Origin of the sequence: Achromobacter sp. HZ34, from assembly GCF_002209485.1 — a bacterium.
Taxonomy (GTDB): Bacteria; Pseudomonadota; Gammaproteobacteria; order Burkholderiales; family Burkholderiaceae_B; genus Bordetella_C.
In genome coordinates this window covers 240991-259237 of the sequence record NZ_NJIX01000006.1, presented here as the reverse complement: position 1 = coordinate 259237, position 18247 = coordinate 240991, and the positions used below count along the sequence as shown (strand labels likewise).

The 18247-nt window shown below is 66.9% G+C and carries 1 protein-coding gene (cut by a window edge); it reads right to left on the bottom strand.

What is annotated here, in order from left to right:
* A protein-coding gene (locus tag CEY05_RS23305) for a DUF4347 domain-containing protein (RefSeq protein ID WP_088599649.1) crosses the window boundary here: on the bottom strand, nucleotides 1-18247 show its 5' portion. Its footprint begins 15113 nt before the window's first position; the window shows 18247 of its 33360 coding nt (coding positions 1-18247); its start codon is at nucleotides 18245-18247; its stop codon lies beyond the left edge, outside the window.

The following is an 18247-nucleotide window of genomic DNA, read 5'->3' as shown; positions in this document are numbered from 1 at the left end:
ACAGCAGCGTCGGCCGGTCGATGTCCACCGTCTTCAGCACGTAGTAGGCGCCGCCGATATTGCTCATCGCCGTGGTACCGAAATTCGAGCCCAGGGCCTCGGCCTTCTGCTCGTCGGTGGGCGACCCCAGGCGCACCCAGCGCGACGTATTGCCGTAGTTCTCCGTGGCCAGGTTCAGGTTCGCGCTGTCCGCCTGGTTGTAGTAGTAATAGCTGCCGCCGTTCTGGATGATCATGCCGGTCGTGACGTTGACCAGCACGTCCGACGCCTGGAACGCCGTCAGTTCATACTTGACATCGATGTTGACGGTGCCGGAGGCGCCGTCCGTGCTGGTCTTGCCCGCGCCCAGCAGCGCTTCAAGGATGGCCTTGACGATGGCCGAGTTGGCATTGAAGGAGACCGTCGGGCTACCCTGCGTGGGCAAGGTCAGGCCGGCGATCGTGGCCAGAAGGCCCGCCGGGATCACGAACAGATTGGACGCGTTATTGGTGCCGGCAATGATCTGCGTGGCGCTGCTGGTGCTGACCGTGTTGCCGCTAGTGTCGACCACGCCCGTGGACAGGCTCATGGACGGATTCAGGTTCAGGCCGATGACCTGGACCGTGCCATTGACGTGGGCCTGGTCCAGCGTGGCGGGATTGGCTTCCAGGCGCACATTGCGCTGGGCCTTCAGCAGCGAACCGCCGGCACTGACGCCGTCGATGACGATGGTGTTGATCTGCTTGGACTTGGCGCCGCTGTCCACCAGGGGCACGGTGCCGATGCCGACCAGGGTGATCGAGACGTTGTCGTTGGCCAGCAGATAGCCGGTGGGCGCCGCATCGGTGGCCGCGCCGCTGCCGGCCAGCAGGATGATGCTGTCGCCTTCGATGGACGTGTTGTCCACCGCCACCGAGTTGTTCACCGTCAGGTTGTTGTTGCTGGCCGATTTGTTGACCGACGCCACCGCCACCACCAGCATGTCGCTCATGGTGGTGGTGACGCCCAGCGTGATCGTGCCCACGGTAACGTCGCCGAAGGTGTTCTTGACGAAGGCGCCGCTCATGCCGACCTTGGCCAGCGTGCCGTCGGTGCTCAGCTTGTTGGTGGAGATGGTCGCGCTGAGGCCCGACACGCCTTTGATCTTGTTGCTCGACGTGTAGATGAGGTCGTTGGTCGCCACCAGGTTCAGCGTCGCGGGCGTATCGTAATTGCCCGTGGCCAGCAGCACGGTCATGCCGCTGCTGTCGATGGTGGAGTTGGCGCCGCGGCTGCCGGCGATGTTGATGACCGACTGCGGACGGATGTTGACCGTCTGCGAGCTGGCGTCCACATTGGCCAGGGACACCGAGAAGCTGCTCAGCGCGGACGTGCCGCGTACCTTGTTGTAGGTGCGGATGTCCAGCTTGTTGCCGCTGACGTAGGCACCACCATCGATGGTGACGGCCGACGTGCCGCCGATATCGACGCTGACGGTGCCCTTGCGCCCGGATACCCCGGCGATGGTGCCGGCGTCCATGATGGCGTCGGTGTACAGGTCCTGGTCGGCGCCGATGTTGATCATGGTGCCCGTGATGCGGGCGCCGCTGGTGACGGTGACGCCGGAATCGAGGCGGGTGGTCAGGGCGGCCGTATCGACCTGCACCGTGCCCACGCCGACTTCGAGCGAGCGCGAGTCGACCGTCAGGCCGGCCGTGCCGTTGTGGTCCGTCTTCGTGGACGTATTGATGTTGACCAGGTCCGCCTGCACGGTGGCACTGTCCACGCGCGCCTTCAAGGAGCCTTCCAGGGTGGTCTCGGCGCGCATGACGCCGACGTTCACCACGCCCAGGGTGATGGACTTGGCGGCTGCCTGGCCGTAGTACGTGCCCAGGGCCTGGACGTTGACCACGCCCGGTGTCACGGAGCCGTCGATATTGGTGGTGGTCGGGCCTTGCAGCGTGGCGCCGGCCACGGCTTCGGCCAGGGTGGTGGTCGCAATGTCCACCACGGCCTGGTTGACGTTCACCGACAGGCCGGTGGCGGCGGCCACGCCGGCCGTCTTGGTGTTGCTGAAATCGATCTGGGTGTTGGCCACCAGGTCGACCACCGGTGCCGCCACCGTGGCGCCGGACACGCGCGCCGTGTTGGTGTCGGTGGCGGTGTTCTTGGCGATGCCGACGCCGATGGCGGCGCCTACCGTGCCGACCGCCACGCTGACCTGGGTCAGGTCGATGGAGGACTGCACTTCGGTGTTGGCATGGATCTGCACGCCGTCCAGGGCGCCGACCTTGCCGGCGCCGGTCACCTCGGAGGTCACCTGGCTGTTGGTGGTCGTCGTCACGGTGACGCCGGCACCGGCGGCCGAGAGGCCGCCACCCACCGCGACGGACGCCGTCACGGCATCCATGCCGCCGAAGGTGGTTTTCTCGTGCGCCAACACGGCTACGCCGTTGTAGGCGCCGACGTTGTAGTCATTGGTGGCGGTGGCGGCGGCGGTGCCGATATAGGCATGGACGATGTTGTCCGTGCGGTTGTCGACCAGCGTCACGGCCAGCGCCAGGTTGATCGAATTGCCGGGAATAGGCAGCGATGCGGAGACCGCCACGCCATAGGTGCCGGACTTCAGGATGGTGCTGCTGTCGTCCGCATCGACCAGTACCGAGCCCATCTGGCCGGCAACGCCGGCCACGACATTGGACTTGTTGCCGATATAGGCCGTGGTCTGGGTGGCGAAGCGATTGGTCGTCTGCGCGCCCGCGCCGGCCGCCGTCAGGCCGCCCGCCGCGGCGATGGCCACCGAGCCGGCGAAGTTCACCGAAGTGAGCGTTTCGGTGGACGTGGCGGTCACATCGACGTCGCCCTTGTTCACCGTCACTGTGCTGCTGTCGATATATGCCTTGGCGCTGTTGGTCGTCGTGCCGTTGGAACCGAAGGTGTTGTGCGCCAGCGATACGCCGATGCTGGCCGCCAGGCCCGCGCCGGTCGCCGCCACCGAGGCGGCGCCCGTCACCGTGCTGATGGTGGACGTGTTGGTGGCGTCCACGGTCAGCCCCGTGCCCGCGTTCAGGGTCGATCCCTTGACGCCGGCCGTGACGGCATCGGCGACGGTGTTCTCGGTGGAGGCGCCTGAACCGGACACGCTCACGCCGGTGAAACCGGCCGCCACCGAGGCGGCGATGGCCACGCCGTCCAGCTTGCTGGTTTCGGTCGCGGTGACGGAAATAGTGTCCGAGACCGAGATACTGGAATCGGCGACCGTCGCGCTGACGCTGTTGCCCGCGACGTTCTTCAGCGTCGCCGCGCCTACCGCCAGCGAACCGCCGCTCATGGCGAAGCCCAGCGAAGCGCCCACCGACTTCCCGGTCAAGGTGGTGGTATCGACCGCGCTGACGATGACCTTGGCCATCTGCGCGCCGGTGGTGGCGTTCAGGGTCGAGCCGGAGATGTGCGCATCGACGCTGCCCAGCGCCTCGTTGTCCGCCAGCGATACGCCCACCGCGATGGCCACGCTGCCGGTGGTGCCCGCCAGGCTGGCGCCCGCCGCGGTGGCGGTCAGGACGGACGTATTCGTGGCCTTGACGCTGAGGCTGTCGGCCACCCTGCCCGTGCTGATGCCACTAAGCCCTTCCACATAGGCCTTGGTGGTCGCACGGGTGGTATTGCTGGTGGATGAGCCCGCCGCCGCCAGGGCGTAGCCGTTGTAGGCCACGCCGACGGCGCCGGCCACCACGATGCTCTTGAGGGTCTGCGAGGTGGTGGCATCGACCGAGATCGCGCCCAGGTTGTCCGCCTTGGTATTGCTGATGCCGGCACTGGCGCCGGCCGTTGCCGTGATGTCGTTTTCCGACGTGGACGCCCCGATGGCCAGCGATGCGCCGCCGGCGGTCAGGGCCAGGCTGGCCACCACCACCGTCGCGTCTATGCTGCCCGTCATCGACGCCTTGACCGTCAGCGCATCGCTGCCCGATCCCTGCACCTTGGAGTTGGCCACCAGCGCGCTGGCCGAGGACCCGATGGTGTTGTTGGCATTGGCGCCGCCGCCCGCAATGGCGGCACCGCCCAGGCCGATGGCGGCGCCGACGGACACGGCCACCGACACCGTCTTGATGCTGGCTTCGCTGGTGGCTTCCACCGTGATGGACGGGGTGCTGACGAAACTCACGCCGTCCACGCCGGCCGTCACCGTATTGGCCACGGCATTCTGCGCCAGCGAGGCCGCCACGGACAGGCTGGCAGCCACGCCCAGAGACACCGCCACGCTGATCGCCACCGCGGCGATGGTGCTGTTGACGTCGGCATGGTCGCCCGCCGCCACGTCCACGCTGGACGCCTGCCAGCCATGGGCCTGGCTGGCGTCGGTAATCCTGGCGCTGATGGAGGTCTGGATCTTGTTCACCGCCTGCGCGCCGGCACCCGCGCCGGCCAGGCCTACGCTGAGGCCATCGACGATGGGCGGCGCGTAAGCCACCGACACCGCCACGGCGCCAGCCACCACCACCGAGTGAATGCTTTGCTGCTGGTCAATGTCGCCATTGGAATTCAGCGTGTAGTTGCGCGCCGTGACCGCGACCGCGCCGGCGGTCATCGTGGTGGTATCGACCAGCGCCTGGATGGCGTTGACCGGTCTGTCCGCGCCCAGCGTGACCACGCTGCCGCCGCCGTCGACGTCGTAGCCGATGACGTTCTGCGCGACCGACACGCCGATGGCCGCCGCCACCGAGCCGTACTGGCTGACCGAGACGGCCGCCGACATGCCCAGCACCACGGCATCGATCTGCGACAGGCCCAGGGCGCTGACTTCGACCGCGCCCTTGGTGGTACCGCTGACGGTATTGATGACGGAACCGGTCACCGTGGCGGTGACGTGTCCGGAGATGACGTTGCGCGCCAGGGCGCCGCCACCGCCGATGGCCGCATTGACGGCGCCCCCGGCGGACACGGCCACCGACGCGCCCAGCACCACCGTGGTGATCGCTGCCTGCTGCACGGCCTCTACCGTCACGGCCTGGCCGGCGGTTTCGAGGGTGCTGCCGGACACGCCGGCCGCCACGGTATTGAATACCTTGTTGACCGCGGCGCTGACGCCCACGGCCAGCGCCACGCCGGCGTCGCCCGCCTGCACGGCCACCGCGCCGCCCACGGCGACGGTGGTGATGTTGGAATGATCGACGGCGGAAACCGTGATCGTCGCGCCCGTTCCGGTGACACGCAGCTTGGAATTGTCGACATGCGCGGAAACCGAGGTGGTGATGTTCGCCATCGCCACCGAAACACCGATCGACGCACCCATGCCCACCGCGCCGGCGGACACCGCCACGCTCAAGGCACCGGCCACCGTGACGATCTCGGCGTCATTGCTGGCCGTCACATTGACCGCCCCCTTGTTGCGTTCGTCTATGGTGCTGGTCGCGGTGTCGTCGGCGGGCGTGTCGACGTTGTTGACGTAGGCCTCGACGCTGCCGCTGATGTTGTTGCCGCTGCCCGCGCCCGCGGCCGAGCCGGCGAAGCCCTGCCCCGCCGCCACCGCGGCCGCCACGCCGATCGACACCGATACGATGCGCGATTCGTTATTGGCGGAAACACTGACGCCATTGGCGGTGTTCAGCGTGGTGCGCTTGGTCGCGTCACTGGTGCTGGAGCCGTCGATATAGGCGTGCGTCTCGTTGCCCACGTCGTTCTGCGTGGCCGACACGCCGGCCGCGATGGCCGCGCCATTGCCCGGCGATACCGCCACGCCCAGGCCACCTGCCACGGCCATGATGTAGCCGTGATCGTCGGCCTTGACCACGATGCCCGGCGTGTTGTCGGTGGCCAGCGCCTTGACCAGGCGCGCATTGCGGATGGAAGCCTCGTTCTTGCCACCGATGCGGTTCACCGACACGGCGCCCCCCACCGACACGGCGACGGTGCCGACGGCCAGGCTGCCGGCCACGGTGACGTTGTTGACCTTGCCGCTGAACAGCGACGCCACCTGGACGTGATTACCCTGTACCAGGCCTTCGGTATCGTGGATGCTGGCCGATACGCTGTGCGTACGCGAGGTACCCAGCGGCGCGCCGCCCAGGTAGTTATAGGACAGGCTGGCGCCTACCGCCACGCCGACGCCCTGCGAGCCCAGGCCGAAGGCGACGGCGCCCGCCAGGCTGTTGATGACGGACGTATCGTTGGCCTGCACGACGATGTCGCCGTCGGCCTTGACCGCCTGCGTGCTGCTGGTATTGCCTATCTCCGCGCTGATGCCGGTGGCGATCCAGTTCAATGACGCCGAGCCGCCGAAGCCCACATTGGCGCCGGTGGCGCCGGCCGCTACCGCGCCGCTGACCGCCATGGCGGCGATCTGGGCATTCATGCCGGGAGGCAGATTGTCCGGCTTGGCGAAATCCGCCAGCACATACAGATTGCCCGCGGAGGTCAGGGTCGAACCGATGGCGCCCGCATAGATGGTGTCGAACACCATGTTGACCGCGAAGGCCATGCCGCCCGCCCCGCGTCCGCCCACCGATACTGCCACGTTGCCGGCCAGCGTATCCAGATTGGCCGTGTCCAGCGCGGCAATGCGAATGTCGCCATCGGTCGCCGTGACGGTGGCGCCGGTGATCCGCGCCGACACCGTGTTCTGCAGCTGGCTCACCGCCACCGATCCGCTGATGGCCACGCCGGCACCGCCGGCCAGGCCGACCGCAATGTTGTAGATGCTGGCGCTTTCCGTCGCCAGCACCTGCACCGACGACGCCGTCACCGTGGCGTTCTTGATGCTGGCCTCCACCGTGTTGCGCATGTCGGCCACGCTGACCGCGGCGCCCAGCGCCAGCGACTTGGTCTGGTCCAGCGCGACACCCAGTGCGCCTGCCGCCGACACGATCTGGCTGTTGTCCTGCGCGGACACGGCAACGCTGCCGTCGTCCGCCAGCACGGAAGTGCCCGCCGCCGCGCCGGTATTGTCGATATAGGCCGTGACGTTGGCGCGCGACAGGTTCACCGCGATGGCGCCCGCGCCACCGAAGGACTTGCCGCCGGCACCGGCCACCGTGATGGCCAGCATGTTGTTGGTCAGGCTGTAGCCCTTGGTCAGATCGGCGATATCCACCGCAAGCAGGCCATCGACCGAACTCACGCTGCTGACCGTCTTCTGCAGCTTGATGCCGCCCGTGCCGGTCACCGCGCCCAGGTGGATGGCGATGCCGTCCTTGGCGTCGTCCAGCGAGTTCGCCAGTTGGTAGCTATACGTGGTGGCGCCCGCGGCGGTCGTATCAATGACGTAGTAACGCTGGCCGTCGACCAGGCCGGCCACGGTCGAGCCGTTGCCGTGGTAGACGACGATGTCGCCGGTGGCCAGGCCGGGGTTTGCCGCGAAGCTGAAGGTGTTCTCGTTGGCGACCTGGTTCTTGGCACTGCCGGCGACGACCGTGGCGCTGGTGGCCGTGCCCTGGCTCACCGTGGTGGTCTGGGCGCCATTGCTATCGGTGGTGGTCTGCGTGCTCGACTGCGCATGGGCCAGGTCGATGCGCGTGAAAGACAGCATCGCATCCGGGTTGACCGTGATGGGATTGCCTTGCGCGTCCAGCGCTTTCTGGCCGTTGCTGTCTTTCAGGTAATAGGTGTACGTGCGGGTGGCGCTATCGAACACGCTCAGGTACGGCAGCGTGGACAGCGTCACGGCGCTGCCGTCGACGTTCTTCAGGATCAGCGTGTTGGCGTCCACCTTTTCAACCACGTACACGTGATTGTCGGCGACGCCTTGGACTACGCCATTGGTGCCCAGGTTGACCACCACCTTGTCACCCGTATCCAGGCCATGGGCCTTGGGCAAGGTGATGCTGCCATCGGCATTGACCAAGGCACCAGCGCTGTTCTGCACGGAGAAGCGTTGCAGCGACGTGCCCACGGTGGCGCCGCCGAGGTTGACCAGGTTGCCCGCCGCATCGCGCAGCTGGAAAGAGGTCTGGTCCGCGCTGAGGTTCACCACATAGTAGGCCACGCCTACCTGCAGGGCGTCGGCACCGCTCTTGACGATGCGGTTGGCGACGACGTCCTCCAGCTTGCCGTCCTTCAGCGAGCCGCTATAGACGATGGCGGCGCCTTCCTGCAGGCCGGCGAAGGCCGAGCCCAGCTGGATGCGGTTGTTGGCGGTATCCACGGTGACCGTGGCATCCACGCCGTGGTACGGCTGCAGATTGACGCTGGTGGCTTCCTGCATGCGCACGTGCGCGAACTGGATGCCGGACAGGCTGGTGACGCTGGCGAACTGCAACGCCAGGCCGCGCATGGCGTTTTCCTGCGTGTCGGCCAGCCGGATCGAGGCCGAGCCGTCCGGCGCGGCGACGCGGATGATGTAGTAGATGCGGTCTGCGCGCAGCTTGCTGCCGTCGGCCAGGGTGATGTTGGTGGCGCCGGCATTCACATAGATACCGTCGCCCGTGCTCCAGCCGGCGAACTCGTCGCTGGACGAGCCGCCTGCCGTACCCGCCGGCAAACCGGCGCTGCCGGTGTTGTCCTGCGTGCCGTTGATGATGGCCGCCGCCGTGCCGGTGAAGGTCAGCGTGCTGCCGCCCTGATCCACGTGGATGTCGCTGGCGCCGACCGCCAACTGCGCGCCGTCGCTCAGTTGCGCGTTGCCGCCCGCCGCCAGCGGATCGACCAGGCCGGCGAACACATTGACATTGCCCTTGGTGGCGTGGACGTCGCTCTTGTACACGTACGCCGTGATGGACGGATTGGTGGCGGCGGTGCCGTTGTCGTTGACACCCACCGTCTGCACGGTGGCGCCCGAGTCGGCCAATTGGCCATTGTTGACGCTGAGCAGGTCGCGATCGAACGGATCGTTGCCACCCATCTGGTTGACGGCCAGGGCCAGGCCCACGGCGCCGTCTTCGGTGGCGATGCCCACGCCTACCGTGATGGCATACATCGCCGCCGCGTTGGAGGCATTGATGCGCACCGCGTCGGCGCTGTTGGAGAAACTGGCCGACTGGCCGGCCTTCACCGTGCTGTTGCTGATGTGGGCATCGACCGCGCCCTTCATCACGTTGACATTGACGGCGCCGGCCAGCGCGAATTTCTCGGCCAGCGCGCCGGCCGCGCTGATGGACACCAGCAAGGGCGCCGAATGGGCGTGCAGGTCCACGGCGCCGGCAACGTCGACATCGGAGGACTCGACGATGGCAGCGACGTGCGAGGACGTTTCGTTGTAGCTGACCGATGCGCCCACGGCGGCGCTGCCGTCGAGCGTGCCGGCCACGCCGCCGGTGACGGCCACCAGGGTGGTGTCGTCGCTGGCGTCCATGTTCAAGGCCGAAGCCGTGATGCTGCTGCGCTTGGAGACGGCGCCCGCGCCGTCGTACAGGGGCAGCACGTAGGCGGCCATCGCCGTGTCGACGATATTGACCTGGATGGAACCGGCGCCGGCGAAAGTCGACTCGCCCAGTCCGATGCCCACGCCCAGGGCGCCGCCGCCCAGCGTCGCGTCATCGGACGCGTTGATGTTGACCGCGCCCGCCTTGCCGGTATCCACGGTCGAGCCCTGGATGCCCGCCATGATGGCGTTGCCGATCTCGCTGTAGCTGATGGCGATGCCGGCGCTGATCTTCTTGCCGACCCCGACCGCGCCGGTGACCGCCACCAGCGTGGTCTTGTCGTGCGCGCCGACGGTGACGTCATGGCTGCCCGTCACGCCCGTCTTGGCCACATACTTGACGGTGCTGTTGAGCAGATAGCTGTTGATCTGGTTGGCGACGATGTTGACCGAGATGGTCCCCGCCCCCGCACTGCCGTCCTTGGCCATGCCGAAGGCGCCGGCAAAGCCGACCACGGTCTGGCTGGACGTGGCGTCCACGGTCAGGTTGCCGTTGTAGGACACATCCGGCGCGTTGGCGACGCCGGCTTCGACGGTGGCGGAACTCAGGTTCAGGGCCAGGGCCGCGCCCACGGCGGCCTTGCCTTGCGAGCTCGCGGCCGAACCGGCCACGGTGGCCAGCACGGTGCTGTCGCCCGCCGTGACGCTGATGTTGCGCGCGCTGACCTTGTCGCCGCCCAGGCGGGCGATATTGGCGTAGCTGACATCCGCGACCGCCACCGAACCGGCCACGGCCACGCCCTTCTGGCCTTTCGCGCCGGCCAGGCCAGCGGCGATGGTCACGGTAACGCCGCTGCGCTTGGCGCTGATCGACAGGTCGGTGCCCACCAGCAGTTGCGCGGCCGCGGCCACTTCGGCCAGGGCCTGGCCGCCCAGCATATTCATGCTGAAGGCGCCGGCGATACCCAGGTTGCCCTTGCTGCTGTCCGTATTGGCGAAAGCCGCCGAACCGGTCAGGGCCAGCGTCACCGCGTCGTTATGCGCCTCGATGGTGGCCGTCTTGCCGATGGTGATCGTCAGGCCCGCGGCGTTGATATAGGACTTCGCGGTGTCGTTGGAGACGTTCACCGCCACCGAGCCGGAGATCGCCAGGCCGGCGCTTTCCTTGGTCGGGCTGACCGAGGTGGACGTGCCGCCCGTACCGCCCGTACCGCCCGTACCGCCAGTGCCACCGGTGCCGCCGGATGCAGCGCCGGAGTCCGAATCCTGCGTCAGCTCGGACGTCTTGCCGCTGAGTTCCTGCAGGATTTCGCTCAGGCTCAGCAATTCGTCCGGATCGGAAGCCGATGTCGCCGTGCCCGCGCCCGGCAGCGTCGATCCCTTGCTGGAAGGCACCACGGTGTCCAGGACGTTGCTCGAATCGGTGCTGCCGCCGCTGTCGCCCGATCCGCCCGTACCGCCGCTGCCGCCCGTGCCACCGCTGCCACCGGTACCGCCGGCATCGGCGCCGGCCGTCGCACCCGTGCTCGCGGTCGACACCTGCGAACCGGCGATGCTGAAACTTCCGACGAAGCCCTTGTTCTGGCTGTTCAAGTCCAGTGTATCCGCGCCGAAGGAACCCGCCGGCGCCGCGCTGGCGCTGCTGCCCAGCAGATCGCCGATAACCGCCTGCGTGTCTCGATTCAGGACATTGATGCCTATGCTCATGCCCACGCCCATCGCTTCGGACGCGGCAACCGCCCCGGCGAGGGTGCCCAGATAGCTGGCATCCACCGCGGAGATGGTCGCCGCGCCGGTGGCCAGCACCGTGGCACCGCGTCCCACCTGGGCAATGGTGGTGCTGGAGATGACGTCGATCAGCAGCACGCCATTGACCGCCGTTTCCTTGGCCTTGCCGCCGGACGTGCCGGCGTCCACGGCGATCACTTCATTGTCGGCGGTGACGTTCAGCGCGCCCGAATAGATAGTGGCGCCATCCCCGATCACGGCTTGCGTATCGTGGGAGGCGACGTTCAGGTACAGCGACACGCCGATGGCCGAGCCTTCCTTCGACTCGCTACCGTATTCGAAACCGGCGAACGTAGGCGCGGCAAAGCCCTTGGCGGCGTTCTTGGCCGTACTCATGCGGCTGGTCGAACCGTCCGTGGGCGCGGTCGCCGCTCCCTTCTGCAGGGACGCAGCCGCGCCCGAGGCGCCTCCGACGGACACCAACCCGGGCAGGATGATGTTGCCGACGAAGTTCATGCGCTGCGTCGAATTCACCGCCGCCACGGTTACCGCCCCGGCAGCACCGGAGGTCGGGCGGGTATCGATAGTGCCGTTGACCGTGGCATGGGTGTCGGTGTTCTGCACCTGCACGGTGAAGGCGCCGGCCAGGGCCAGCTTCTTGCTCTTGGACGTAGCCGAGGACCATGTGGTGAAGCTGTTGGCCACGCCGCCGCTGCTGTTGTCGATAGTGGACAACAGGTTCTTCAAGAAAGCCGTGCCATCCGTCTTCAGCACGCCCAGCTTGCCCGTCAGCCCGCTGGCCGCGCTCCATTCGCTGCCGATATTCTGGAAAGGCGTGTACAGGTTGTACAGCCACAGCTTGTCGGGATCGATCTGGTTCAGTGTGCTGGCATTGACATTAGCCGCGCCGCCATGGGTGTTGATGGTGGCATTGCCGTTGACCGTCGCCGTCGTGTTGACGGTATCGATGTCGATGACGACCGCCGCCGCCGCGCCCAGCTTGGACGAATCGCCGCCCTCCGCCGCCGCCGTCTGGTCGGTGGTGGCGGCATTTTTCTTCTTGAGGAAATCCTGCTTGCCCTTGATGGCGCTTTCGTCGACGCCCGACTGCACGATCAGCTTGGGATCGTACTTGGTCTGCGCCGTCACCGTGACGGCGCCGCCGTCGGTGGACACGGTGGCCACATCGCCCGTCACGCCGGAGCCGATGCGGGCCGTGGTGGTCAGCGCATTCATCGACATGCCGATGGCGCCGCCGACCTGGAAATCGATGGACGGCTTGTCGATCTCGTCCTGGATCTTCTTGTCGCTGGCCGCCTTGTCGTCGGCGTCCATCTTGGTCTTGGTGTCGCTGACCTGGTCCTTGAAGCTCTTGTCGCTGGATTCGACCAGGGACTTGAAGAAAGCCAGGGTGTACTGCGAGCCGGTGCCCAGCCCCTTCTTGGCTCCCGTGGTGGCCGGCGTCACCGTCTTGGCCACGGCCGCCGACTTGGCTTCCTTGATCATCGTATCGCTGTAGCTGGGCGCTGCTGCCGGGCGCCCGCCCAGGATGGTGCTGACCGTCAGCAGGCTGCCTTCGTCGAGGGTCTGCGCGTTGACCGTGATGGCACCGCTGCCGTGTACCGTTGCCTTGCCGTCCAGGAAAGCTTCGGTGGTCAGCTGGTTGTAGACGAAGCCCACACCCACGCCGACCTTGGCATAGCCGGCGCTGTAGGTGCCCTTCTCGCCCTTGGGCGCCGTGCTGGCTGCCGGCGGCTGGCTGGAAGGATCGCTGGCATCGACCGTCTTGGTGTCGTCCGAGGTCGAGGTATCGCCCGACGCGAATATCTGGATCTTGCTCTTCTGGTGCGTGACGGCGGAGATGTCGATGGCGCCGCCCGTGGCCAGCGCGGTGCCGGCCCCCGTCAGCGACGTCGTGTACTTGACGCCCGTCTCCAGCGTGGCATTGGCGTTCACATGCACGGTCGATTCGCTGATCACCACGCCCACGCCCACCGAGATGGTCGCCGGCACGGCGTCCAGCTGGCTGGGCTTGAGCTTGATGCTGAAATCGTTGGTGGCGTCCGACGTGATGGAGATCTTGCCTTGCGCCTGGATGGTGCCGCTGATACCGACGTGCGAATAGTTCTGGATGACGCCGACGCCGAAGCTGGCGACCAGGGAGATCAGGGGGCTGAGTTCGACCTTGGCCACCGTCTTGGACGAGATGGTCACGTCCGCGGCCGAGACCAGGCGCGCAGCGTTCGAGATGTCGATGCTGGATTGATAGGTCACGCCAGCGAACGACACCAGCAGGCCGGCGTTATCGACGAAATTCTGCGCTGCCAGCAGGGCTGAGTTGGTGCCGCTGGCCAACGTTCCCAGGATGCCCGATTGGCCCGTGGGCACAATGTCCGGGAACTTGTCGCCATCGATTTCGCTGGACAGCGTGATGCCGGCGCCGCCGGTATCCTTGGCCCACAGGGTGGCCTTGTTGATGGTGATCGAGGTGTTCAGCGTATAGACCTGCGCGAACGCCGAACGGAAAGGCCGGTACAGCTGCACCGCCAGCTGGATGGCGCCGGCCTGCAGGGTCACCAGCGCGGCCGCCGCGTCGGATGCGCCCACGGTGATGTTCTGTCCCGCGATGCGCAGGGTCTTGCCGGCGTCGACCGTGATGTCCTTGAGGATGGTCAGCGTGCCGCCGGTGATGGTCACGTTGCGGCCGGCGACAACCCAGGCCTGGTCCAGCGTGCCGCTGCTGCCCAGGTCCAGGTTGTAGTCCAGCGAACCCGTGTTGGCGCCGAAGTTGATGGCGTTGACCGTGCCGCCGCTGCTGATCATGCTGGACAGGTTGGTGCTGCCCGCCGTGGAAATCAGGTTCAGGACGTTGCCCGTGCCGCCTGCATGCGCCAGCGACAACGTCGCCTTGTCGCCGCTGGTCGCGGGCATGACGACGGCGAAGGTCACATTGCTGGTATTGCCCTTGAGGGTATCCGCGCCGCCGCTGGTGGCCAGCGTCACCGCCTTGCTCCAGGTCGTGGCATCCAGCGTGGTGGTACCGCTGGTGTTGGTGGCATTGACCGTGGCCGCCGACATGCCGGCGCCGGCCAGGGTCACGTCACCCACCTTGGTCGAGCCCGACAGGCTGTTGTACAGCAGGCCATCGGCCAGCACCGCGCCGGACGCCGAATTGACCGTCAGGGCATTGCTGCCGGCCGTGGCGCTGGTGACGATCTTGTTGCCGCTGCCGGTGTTCTCGCCGGCCTGGCCGTAGTTCACCACGAAGGTGTTGTCGCCGCTGCCGGAATTGATGGTGGCATTGGCGCCCGCCAGCACGAACTGGGTACTGTGCACGATGCCCAGCGCACTGCCGGTGAACACGCCCGCGCTGGAAGAATTGGCTTGCACGGCGCCGGTGCCGAGCAGCCCTAGCTGATAGGCCGCGGACGACACGATGACGCTGGAAGCGTTGACCGTGCCGTCGGCATTCAGCTGGGTCTGCAGCCCCGGCGTCAGCGCGAACTGGCCGGTCATGCCGGCGGCGATGGCCTGCTGGCTATAGGCGATGCGCAGGCTGCCGTCGGTGTTCAAGGTCGCCGTCAGGGCATACAGGTAGTCCCAGGGCGTGGTGGTGTCAGTGGCGGCCAGCAGCTTGCCGTCGTTGGCGCCGCCCACGGCGATGCGCAAGGCAACGCCAGCGGCATCGGTGGCGATGCTGCCGTTGATGGCCAGCAGCACGTCCTGCACGGTTTCCACGGCATCCAGGCCGACGTTGACGCGGGCATCGAATGCCGTCGCCGGCATCACGAACGACAGCGCCGTGCCGGTGACATCCTCGTAGCCGGAGCTGAGCGCCGACAGATAGGTCTTGGTGGTGACGCCGCTGAAGGCCGTGGTATCCACGGTGCTGGCCGCCGTGCCCTGCACCACGAAACGGAAATCGTTGACGTTGGTGAAGGTGCTCTGGACGTTGCCTATGGTCAGCTTGGCGTTGTCCAGGGCAACGTTCTTGCCGCCGGTGGAAAGCTGCAGCGTATTGGCCAGGGACGAGCCGATCACCGTCGTCGCATTGGCATTGCTGATGACGAAATAGTTCGATTGCCCGGTGCTGCCGTCCAGGGTGGCCGTGCCCAGGAACGCGGACGTGTCCAGGTAATTGGCGAACGCGCCGCCCAGCACCTGCACGCTGTCGATATTGCTGTAGTGGGAACGGCTGGAGCCGTTCGCGGCGCGATCGAACCAGGTGTCGCCGCCGGTGGCGCCGAACATCACATAGGCCGTGTTGTTCGAGGCAGTCATCTGGCTGGCGTACTGGCTGCCGTCGATGCCGGTGTAGCCGTCCGCCACCACCACCAGTTCGGTGTGGGCGCCGCTGCCGGTGCCGCCGGCCAGGGTGTAGTTGCCACCCATCAGGATGATCTGGTTCTGCGTGTTGGCGCCGTTGCCGGACTTGATCGTCCCGCCGCTCATCAATCCGCTTACCAATACCGTATAGCCGCTGAAGGCCGACGCGTCTATGCTGCTGGATCCCAGTCCGCCGTTCAGGCGCGCACCGGTGAAGTTGTGCGCCGCGCCGTCGTCGAACGTAATGGTGTTCTGCAGCACCGGGGTGGGTGCGCCCGCTTCCAGCGCGGTGCCATCCGTTGCGTAGGTCCCGGCCAGGCCGGTATTGGTAAGCAGAAAGTTCCACTGCCCGTCTTCATCCAGCACGTTGCTCGCGGCATCGTGCCGCGCCACCAGGGTGTTGCTGCCCTGGTAGCCGGTGAAGGTGTTGTTGCCGCTGCCGCCCTTGAGGACGTTGTTCCCCACGCTGCCGATCAGGGTCAGGTCGCCCGTGTAGGCGCTGCCGTCCAGCGTCACCACGGTGGCGCGGTTATAGGCCGAGCCCGCAACCGAGGTATCGTCTATCGTGCGGTAGTCCTGCATGGTGACCGCGCCGACGTTGACCAGGGTCACGGTCGATACGGTGCTGCCGGCGGCCGGCGGCGTATTGGTGATGGTCGCGCTGGTGGCCGAGCCCGCCAGGACGGCATTGCTTTCGTAGCCGCCGATGTATTCGGTGCTGGCGCCCACGGCGGCGCCGAAGTTGCCGACGATCCAGTCGTTGCCGCCGCCGCCGCTGACACGGTTGGTGCCGGTGCTGGCGGCAACCGTGATGATGTTGTCGCCTTCGCTGCCGACGATGTCGTTGTCATGCCCGCCGCTGGCGCCGATCACGTTGGTGATGTTGCGCACGCCTTCCATGCCGCTGGCGTCGTACAGCAGCGTGTCGTCGTCGAGGTAGTTCAGGTTGACCGTGACGTTGTCGTCGTAGGCCGAGTAGTCCAGGGTGGTGCGGCCGGCATAGCCCACCAGAACTTGCACGTCCAGGTTGTCGACCAGGGCGCTGGCGCCCGCCAGCGAATTGGCGGCGCCGCCGGCGCTGACGCCGGCACCCAGGTAGACGCTGATGCCGCCGTCGGTATGCACCTGCGCGGTGAAATCGGCGTTGTAGAGGGAAAGATCGAGCGTATTGCCGCTCTGGCCGGCTTCCTGGGTCAGGGAGAAGCCGCTGACGCCGTTGGCGACGACATAGACGTTGTCGCCGCCGGTGCCCTTGATGATGTCGTTTTTGTTGTCGATGTAGACCGTGGTGCCACCAACCACCGTAATCCGGTTGCCGCCCGCCGTGGATCCCTTCACGGCGCCGACGTCGCGCACATAGCCGAAGCCGGTCGGTGCCGCCGGCGGCACCTCGTCGCCGTTGCTGTCCGCCGTGGGCCCGGACAGGTCCACGGTGACCCCCGTTGCGTACGCGCTGTAGTCGAGTATCGTCTTGCCGCTGATGGCAGTGCCGATCAGGTTGAAAGTCTTGTCGCCTATCTTCAGGCTCTGCGAGCCGTCCGCGGACTTGAACACGACATCCACGCTATGGCTGGTGGCCGTGCCAGCCGTATCCACCGTGGAGTAGGTGATGTGGTAGCTGTCGTTGTTGCTGATGGTGACGGTGACGTCGCCCCGCACCGCGGAGAAGTCCAGGGTATTTCCGGTATTGGTGTCGTCGTCGTTCTTGACCCAGACCCCGTTCTCCTGCTTCATGCCCTGGCGCAGCTCAATGGTGGTCGAGGCCGCGGTGGAGCTGTTGTCGAAGACGAAGGTGTTGTTGCTGCCGTAAGCCGTCAGCAGCGGGTTGGTCGCCACCGCCTGCAGGGTGGCACCGCCGGTCTGCACGCCAGTGGCGTCGGCCATCACGCTGTTCCAGCTGGCGACGGTCAACGTAGTCGCCTCGATGGCGCCTGTATGGTAATCCAGCGTCCAGTCACCGCCCAGGGCGGCGCTGCCTACCGTGTGCGTGGCGGCCGCGACATCGGCGCGGGTGATTGCCGACAGGCTGTTGATGAACTCGGTGCCGCCCTTGGTGCCGGCCACGCCGCAGCCGTACAGCAGGATGTCGCCTTGCACGTTCAGCGCGTCGCCCCAGGCCTTGAGGCTGTCCTTGTAGGTCGACAGGTCGTTCTTGTCGAGCACGGTGGTGCCCAGTTCCAGGGAGCCGGCGCTGCCGTGGCTCATGATCTGCACGGCGTTCAGATCGTGGTGCTGGCCGAGGATCTGCGTGATCTGCGCCACGCCGTCGTAACGGCTGTCGAGCACGATGATCTCGGTGTCGTGGCTGCGCAGCACCTGCAGCTGCGGGCCGTCGCCGGTGGGCGTGGCCAGCGTATTGCCCAGGCCTTCGGTCTTGCCGCTGATCAGGCTGTACAGCCCCTGCACCAGCTGGGCCGCGTTGTCGACGGAGGGGTCGACGAAGATGATCTGCTTGATCGCCGTGTCGGCGGCGTTGCGCGTGTAGCCGGCCAGGGAAATCGGCGCGGCGCTCTTCGCGGCGTCGGGCGTCGGTGCCGGAACCGCCTGCACCTGCGACGCGTCCTGGCCGGGCAGCAAGGCCTTGGCGTCGCCGTGGCGCGCGGCGGTTTCTTTCTGGTACTGCGCCAGCGTCATGGACTTGCCCAGCTGCTTCGCCGTGCTGTAGGCCTCGCGCTCGACCAGATAGGGGTGGTTGCCCGGCCCGGAGGCCTTGGCATTCTGCGCCGACTTGGCGCCGTGATGATCGTTGGGCGCCACCACCGGCGCGTCCTGCTGGTTGGTGGGCGGAGGCGGCGGCACCAGTTCGGCCGACATCAGGTAGCGCCGCTCAAGCGCTTCGAACAAGGGACGACGACGGAACAACGATCGCTGGACTTCGCGCGCACCACGGCCCAGGCCCAGCTGGCGTCCCAGATTGCGCATTGTTTTCTTGATGGTCAT